This window comes from Thermohalobaculum sp. (assembly GCF_058622915.1).
Genome location: NZ_JBZSYN010000161.1, coordinates 1 through 6,826, shown reverse-complemented (window position 1 = coordinate 6,826; position 6,826 = coordinate 1). Strand labels below are relative to the sequence as shown.

9 protein-coding genes are annotated in these 6,826 nt (G+C 72.7%); 6 read left to right on the top strand and 3 right to left on the bottom strand.

The genetic code is table 11. The annotated features are described in order from the left end of the window. Positions 1–718: 4-hydroxybenzoate octaprenyltransferase (gene ubiA, locus AC32QD_RS12435; RefSeq protein WP_492010825.1), on the bottom strand; the 718-nt coding region annotated here is incomplete at its 3' end. An 11-nt stretch (positions 719–729) separates the two neighbouring features. Between ubiA and AC32QD_RS12430 the strand changes: the two genes are divergently transcribed. Together AC32QD_RS12430 and AC32QD_RS12425 are read left to right on the top strand one after the other, a co-directional pair. Continuing rightward, on the top strand, positions 730–1,479 hold the full coding sequence (locus AC32QD_RS12430) for a 16S rRNA (uracil(1498)-N(3))-methyltransferase (RefSeq protein WP_492010824.1): 750 nt from the start codon (positions 730–732) through the stop codon (positions 1,477–1,479). Next, a complete protein-coding gene (locus AC32QD_RS12425) occupies positions 1,476–2,000 on the top strand; it encodes a hypothetical protein (RefSeq protein ID WP_492010823.1) in 525 nt (174 codons plus the stop codon). The genes AC32QD_RS12430 and AC32QD_RS12425 overlap by 4 nt, the downstream gene beginning before the upstream one ends. Here AC32QD_RS12425 and AC32QD_RS12420 read toward each other — a convergent pair. Continuing rightward, the gene (locus AC32QD_RS12420; protein ID WP_492010822.1) at positions 1,987–2,424 is read right to left on the bottom strand and encodes a hypothetical protein; all 438 of its coding nucleotides are present in this window, start codon (positions 2,422–2,424) and stop codon (positions 1,987–1,989) included. The genes AC32QD_RS12425 and AC32QD_RS12420 overlap by 14 nt on opposite strands. A gap of 128 nt (positions 2,425–2,552) precedes the next feature. On the opposite strand from AC32QD_RS12420, the gene AC32QD_RS12415 reads away from it, so the two are divergent. The 4 genes from AC32QD_RS12415 to AC32QD_RS12400 all read left to right on the top strand — a co-directional run bounded on the left by AC32QD_RS12415 (position 2,553) and on the right by AC32QD_RS12400 (position 5,525). Further along, positions 2,553–3,767 (top strand): acyl-CoA dehydrogenase, encoded by a 1,215-nt coding sequence (locus AC32QD_RS12415; RefSeq protein ID WP_492010821.1) that lies wholly within the window; start codon positions 2,553–2,555, stop codon positions 3,765–3,767. 6 nt (positions 3,768–3,773) lie between these two features. Further along, a complete protein-coding gene (locus AC32QD_RS12410) occupies positions 3,774–4,751 on the top strand; it encodes a DMT family transporter (RefSeq protein ID WP_492010820.1) in 978 nt (325 codons plus the stop codon). Next, positions 4,748–5,119: an acyl-CoA thioesterase gene (locus AC32QD_RS12405; protein WP_492010819.1), complete on the top strand. Its 372-nt coding sequence runs from the start codon at positions 4,748–4,750 to the stop codon at positions 5,117–5,119. The genes AC32QD_RS12410 and AC32QD_RS12405 overlap by 4 nt, the downstream gene beginning before the upstream one ends. Before the next feature lie 91 nt (positions 5,120–5,210). Then, positions 5,211–5,525 (top strand): hypothetical protein, encoded by a 315-nt coding sequence (locus AC32QD_RS12400; protein ID WP_492010818.1) that lies wholly within the window; start codon positions 5,211–5,213, stop codon positions 5,523–5,525. 17 nt (positions 5,526–5,542) lie between these two features. On the opposite strand, the gene AC32QD_RS12395 is transcribed toward AC32QD_RS12400, so the two are convergent. Next, positions 5,543–6,826: DUF3422 family protein (locus AC32QD_RS12395; RefSeq protein WP_492010817.1), on the bottom strand; the 1,284-nt coding region annotated here is incomplete at its 5' end.

Sequence of the window (6,826 nt, the reverse complement as noted above, 5' to 3'; positions counted from 1 at the left end):
TCGGCGTCTCGGCCCCGAACAAGAGCGCCGTCGAGCGGACCCCGATCAGCGCGTCGTCATCGCGATCCTGGTGGGCATAGATCGTGTCGTAGTGCAGCGTCCAGGCGATGCCGGCGAAGTAGAGATAGACCGGCGGCAGCCCGAGCCCCCCCGTGTGCGCCGCCCAGCCCAGCAGCGCCCCCCAGTTGAAGGCGATGCCGAGGAAGATCTGCGGCCACCAGGTGAAGCGCTTGGCGAAGGGATAGATACAGACCGGCAGCAGCGAGACCACGCCCAGCCAGACGGCGAAGCGGTTGAAGCTGACCAGCACGATCAGCCCGACCAGCGCCAGCGCCACCATGAAGGCCAGCGCCTGCCACACCTGGACCTGGCCCGAGGGGATCGGCCGCGAGCGCGTGCGCGCCACCTCCGCGTCGATGTTGCGGTCGGTCACGTCGTTCCAGGTGCAGCCGGCCCCGCGCATGACGAAGGCGCCGATGGCGCAGGCCGGGAACAGCCACAGGTCGACCCAGCGCCAGCCGGTGGCGATGATCGCCAGCGCGATGCCCCACCAGCACGGAATCAGCAAAAGCCAGGTGCCGATCGGCCGGTCGGCGCGGGCCAGCCTGAGATAGGGCCGCCAGGCGGGCGGGGCCGAGCGGTCGACCCAGTTGCGCGCGACCGCGTCGCGCACCCTTCCGTCGGCGGCCCCGGCGCTGTTATCTGGAGCATCGGTCATCGGGGCACGTTATGGCACAGCCGGCCGCGAAAATCAGGCTTTTCGTCGAGGCCCCGCTGGCGCCCGGGGCCGAGCTGGCGCTGAGCCGCGAGCAGGCGCATTATCTGTTCTCGGTCATGCGGCTGGGCGCGGGCGGCCGGGTCATGCTGTTCAACGGCCGCGACGGCGAGTGGCTGGCCCAGGTCGCCGAGGCCGGCAGGCGCGCCGGCACCCTCGCCTGCCGCGAGCGGCTCAGGCCCCAGGCCGACCCGCCCGACCTCTGGCTCGCCTTCGCGCCGGTGAAGAAGGCGCGCACCGACTTCATCGTCGAGAAGGCCACCGAGCTGGGTTGCCGCCGCATCGTGCCGCTCATCACCCGCCACACCCAGGCCGAGCGGGTGCGCACGGCGCGGCTGCGCGCCCACGCGATCGAGGCCGCCGAGCAGTGCGGGCGGCTGTGCGTGCCCGCGCTGGCGGACCCGTTAACTCTTACAGGTCTTATAGAAGACATGAAAGAGTCGGACCCGCCCCGGCGGCTGCTTTTCTGCGACGAGAGCGGCGCCGGCACTCCGGCCGCGGCGGCGCTGGCCGAGGCCGGTCCGGGCGGTCCCTGGGCGGTGCTGATCGGGCCCGAGGGCGGCTTCGACGACGCGGAGCGCGCCCGGCTCGCGGCGCAGCCCTTCAGCCTCGCCGTCTCGCTCGGGCCGCGCATCCTGCGCGCCGACACCGCGGCCGTGGCCGCGCTGGCGCTGTGGCAGGCGGCGCTGGGGGACTGGCGGTGAGCTTTCTCTCCCCCGCCGCGGCCGGCGCCCTGCGCCGCTGGGGCGAGACCGCGATCGCGGCCGCCGTGGCGGGGCTGGCGCTGTGGTTTGGGCTGAGCTGGGAGGCGCCGCTCGGCTGGATGGCGATGGCCGGGGCCGTGCTGGCGCTGTTCTGGATGCGCGCGGCCCTGCTCGGCGCGCTGGCCTGGCGCTCGGCCGAGGGCCCGGGCATCGTGGTCATCCGCGAGGGCGAGATCGGCTATATGGGGCCCTGGCGCGGCGGCTTCGTCGACCTCGACCAGATCGTCCGGGTCGAGATCTACCTGCCGGCGCCGGGCCACGACCCGGTCTGGCGGCTGGTCGGCGCCGACGGCACGGTGCTGGCCATCCCGGCGGCGGCCGAGGGGGTCGAGCACCTGCCCGAGGCGCTGGCGGCGCTGCCGGGCTTCTCCGACCTCGCCGCGGTCGGCGTGCTGCGCCGGGCCGAGGCCGGCCGTCACCTGATCTGGGCGCGCGGCCTGCGCCGGATCAGCGGCGCCTGACGCCGGCGAGCCAGCGGATCAGCGCGAACAGCGCGAGCCCCAGGAGCGCCGCCACGATCAGCGTCCCCCGCTGCACGCCGCCGCCCGAGATCAGCCCGGTGCCCACGGCGAAGAGCCCCCCGGTCACCGTCCCTGCCGCCAGCCAGGCGAGGACGCCCGCGAGACCGAACCCCCAGAGCACGGCGACACCGGCAACCCCCAGCGTCACCGTGAAGCTGAACAGGTGTATGAGGAAGGCCGCCGCCGCATGCCCCGTCGCATAGAAGGCAAGCGAGCTGTCGGGCTCGCTGGCACTGTAGATCGCGAAGGCGACGAGCGTGAGCGCCGCCGCCAGCAGCAGCGGCGCGGTCAGCAGCGCGCAGGCGAGGTTGAACCACGAGCCGCGGGCGCGAAGCGGCCAGAGGGGGCGAACGCGGGAAGCCATGGCCCCTGCATAGCCCGGCCGGCGGGGCGCGGGCAATCGCTGTCGGCCATCACAACCGTGCTGGCCCGCCGGTTGCCGCGTCCCCCGCCCGGGAGTAGGTTCGGCGCGCCAGGCCCGGAGGCCCCGCCATGAACGAGCAATCCACCGCCCGAACCGCCGCGAAGGGCAGCGCCTTCGCCTGGGACGACCCGTTCCTGCTCGAGGACCAGCTCACCGAGGAGGAGCGGATGATCCGCGACACCGCGCGCGGCTACGCCCAGGAGAAGCTGCAGCCGCGCGTGGTCGAGGCCTTCGAGGAGGAGCGCACCGACCCCGAGATCTTCCGCGAGATGGGCGCGCTGGGGCTGCTCGGCCTGACCGTGCCCGAGGAATACGGCTGCGCCGGGGCGGGCTATGTCTCCTACGGGCTGGTGGCGCGCGAGGTCGAGCGGGTCGATTCGGGCTATCGCTCGATGATGTCGGTGCAGTCCTCGCTGGTCATGCACCCGATCCACGCCTACGGCTCGGAGGCGCAGAGGAAAAAGTACCTGCCCAGGCTCGCCAGCGGCGAGTGGATCGGCTGTTTCGGGCTGACCGAGCCCGACGCGGGCTCGGACCCTGGCGGCATGAAGACCCGGGCCGAGAAGGTGGACGGCGGCTTTCGGCTCACGGGCGCCAAGACCTGGATCTCGAACGCGCCGATCGCCGATGTCTTCGTGGTCTGGGCCAAGTCGGCGGCGCACGAGGGCAAGATCAGGGGCTTCGTGCTGGACAAGGGCCTGAAGGGCCTGTCGGCGCCGAAGATCGAGAAGAAGCTGAGCCTGCGCGCCTCGGTCACCGGCGAGATCGTGCTCGACAGCGTCGAGGTCGGAGAGGAGGCGCTGCTACCCCATGCCGAGGGGCTCGGCGGCCCGTTCGGCTGCCTCAACCGGGCGCGCTACGGCATCGCCTGGGGGGCGATGGGGGCGGCCGAGTTCTGCTGGCACGCGGCGCGCGCCTACGGGCTCGACCGCAAGCAGTTCGGCCGGCCGCTGGCGCAGACGCAGCTGTTCCAGAAGAAGCTCGCGGACATGCAGACCGAGATCGCGCTGGGGCTGCAGGGCGCGCTCAGGGTCGGCCGCCTGATGGACGAGCACCGCTTCGCGCCCGAGATGATTTCGCTCGTCAAGCGCAACAATTGCGGCAAGGCGCTGGAGGTGGCCCGGCTCGCCCGCGACATGCACGGCGGCAACGGCATCTCCGGCGAGTTCCAGGTGATCCGGCACATGATCAACCTCGAGACGGTCAACACCTACGAGGGCACGCACGACATCCACGCCCTGATCCTCGGCCGCGCCCAGACCGGGCTGCAGGCCTTCTTCTGAGCGGGCGTGGCGCCTCAGGGGCTGGCCGCCGGGGCTGCTGTGCCGGGCACCTCCCGCCCCGGGCGGGGCATCCGTTTCGTCCTGCTGGCGATGACCTGCTTCGCGGTGCAGGACGGCACCTCGAAATATCTCGGCACCTATTATCCGCCCGAGTTCTTCATCATGATCCGCTACTGGCTGTTCGCCGCCTTCGTCGCGGTCGTGGCGGCGCGCCGGGCAGGCGGGCTGCGCGCCGCGATGCGCACGCGCATGCCGCTGCTGCAATGCGTGCGCGGCGTGCTCTTGGCGGTGCAGATCATCGTCATGGTCACCAGCTTCGTGCGGCTGGGGCTGGCCGCCACCCAGTCGATGTTCGCGCTCTACCCGCTGCTGGCGACGCTCCTGGCCGTGCCGGTGCTGGGCGAGCGCATCGGCTGGCGCCGGATGAGCGCGATCGCGGTGGGGTTCGTCGGCGTGCTGGTGATCCTGCGGCCGGGCCTCGCGGTGTTCCGCCCCACCGCGCTGTTGCCGCTGCTCGCGGCCTGCATGATGGCGACCTACACGGTGACCACGCGCATGGTCAGCCGCGCCGACGGCTCGGCGGCGCCGGCCTTCTTCTATCTCGGCGTCGCGGGGGCGGTGGCGCTGACGCTGGTCGGCCCGTTCTTCTGGACACCCATGACGCCGGCGGCCTGGGCCGTGCTGATGCTGCATGCCACCGTGGCGATGTGCGGCCACTATTGCCTGATCGCCGCGCTGGAGGCGACCGAGGCGGTGCGCATCCAGCCCTTCACCTATTTGCAGACGGTCTATGCGGTGATCGTGGGCGCGCTGGTGTTCGGCGAGCGCATCGACCCCTTCATGCTGCTCGGCATGGGGCTGGTGATCGGCGCCGGGCTCTACGCCATCTGGCGCGAGGCCCAGTTCGGCCGGCGCGCGGCGCTTGCGGCGGCGCCGGCGCGGGGGCAAGCTCCACCGCCTGGAGCCTCGGGAGGTGCGGGATGAGCGGGCCGAAGGGCGACATCACGCTGCAGACCATCGCCATGCCGGCGGACGCCAACGCCAACGGCGACATCTTCGGCGGCTGGCTGATGGGACAGATGGATCTGGGCTGCTCGGTGCTGGCGCGCGGCCGGGCTCAGGGGCGGGTGGCCACCGTGTCCGTGAACGGCATGCAGTTCCAGCGGCCGGTGAAGATCGGCGACGTGCTGGCGATGCATGCCGAGATGGTGCGCGAGGGGCGCAGCTCGATGACCATCGCGATCGAGGCCTGGGTCACGCGCCAGCCGGGCGGCGAGCACTTCCGCGTCACCGAGGCGACCTTCGTCTTCGTGGCGATCGACGAGGAGGGCAAGCCGCGGCCGCTGCCCTGAGGCGCGGCGCCCGCGGCGCCGGGCGAAGCCGCGGTTGAGCCGACCCCGGCAATCGGCTATGCTCGAGTGCGGATTTCGGTGGGGATCTGGCATGACGAAAGCCATGGAAGTTTGGCGGGCGGTGCGCGTCCGCCTGGGCGCGATGGCCTGCGCGGCCTTCGTGCTCGCAGCCGGTTTCGCCCCCGCGGCCTGGGCGCAGCTGGGCGGGGACGCGACGGGCCCCAGCTTCAAGCAGGCGCCCCATGTGGAGAAGGCGGCGCAAGCGGCGCCGGCGCAGGATCCGAGCATGATCCTCGGCGTCATCCACGAGAACACGCTGTTCTTCATCGCGGTTGCGGTGATCGGCGCCTTCTGGTTTCTGTTCGGCGGCGGGCGCAAGGCCAAGATCGGGCGCAAGGGGCACTGAGCGCGGCGCAGCGCGCCTCAGCCGCCGGTGCCGATGCGCCGGCGGATGCGCCGCAACGACAGCCACACCAGCGCCACCACGGGCAGCACAACGGCGGCTGTCAGCACTGTCTTGCCGATGCCGCCTGCCTCGGCCAGCGGCGCCAGCAGGTAGCTCACCAGACTGACCGCGTAGTAGCTGATGGCCACGGCCGAGAGGCCCTCGACTGTCTCCTGCAGCCGCAGCTGCATCGCGGCGCGGCGGTTCATCGAGGCGAGCAGCTCCTGGTTCTGCGCCTCGACGGCGACCGAGACGCGGGTGCGCAGGAGCTCGGCGGTGCGGCTGGCGCGCTCGGCCAGGTCGCGCAAGCGGCGCTCGGCGGCGTGGCAGGTGCGCATGGCCTGGCTGAAGCGGCGGCTCATGAACTCGGAGAAGAGCTGGCGGCCTTCGAGCCGTTGCTCGCGCAGCATGGCGATGCGCTCGCCGACGATCGCCTCGTAGGCGCCGCCTGCGCCGAAGCGGAAGGCCGAGGCGGCGGCGAGCGCCTCGATCTCGGCCGACAGCTCGGTCAGGCGCGCGAGCACCTCGGAGTCGGGCGGCCCGTCGCGGCCCCTGGCGGACTGCGCTACCAGCGCGGAGAGCTCGCGCTCGATCTCGTTGAGCCGGCCGGCGGTGTCGCGCGCCAGCGGCAGGGCCAGCATGGCCAGCGTGCGGTAGCTCTCGATCTCGATCAGGCGCTGCACGACGCGGCCGATGCGGCGCGGGCCGGCCGGCCCGTGCACGATCACGGCGAAGCGGGTGAAGCCGTCGGCGTGGATGCGGAAGTCGCCCGCGGCCAGCGCGTTGCCGTCGATCACCCGGGCGCAGGCGAGGCTGTCGCGGGCGAGCACGCGCATCAGCTCGCGGGCGAGGAAGGCCTCGGCCGCGGCGAGGTCGTCGGCGCGCAGCACTTCGACCTCGATGGCCGCGATCACCTTGCCCGGGGCGCGGGCGAGCCAGTCCTCGGGGAACTGTCGGGCGAGGCCCGCGCCGAACAGGGCGTCGGCCGGCCCCTCCTCGTAAAGCGTGTAGGAGACGAACTCGGTGTGGCGCTCCCATTTCAGGCGCAGGCGGCCGAACTCGGCGAGGTGCTGGCCGGCGTCGGGCGCGGGGTGCGCGCCGCCGTGGCGGTCGACGAGGTCGATCAGATGCGCGCGGTCGGCCTCGGGGTCGCGATCGGCGGCGCCCTCGGCCGGCTGCACGGCGAGGAAGACGACCCGGCCCGGCGCCTGGAGCGCCGGCGCGGGCCGGGCGTGCAGCTCGTTGGTCAGCGACCGGCGCAG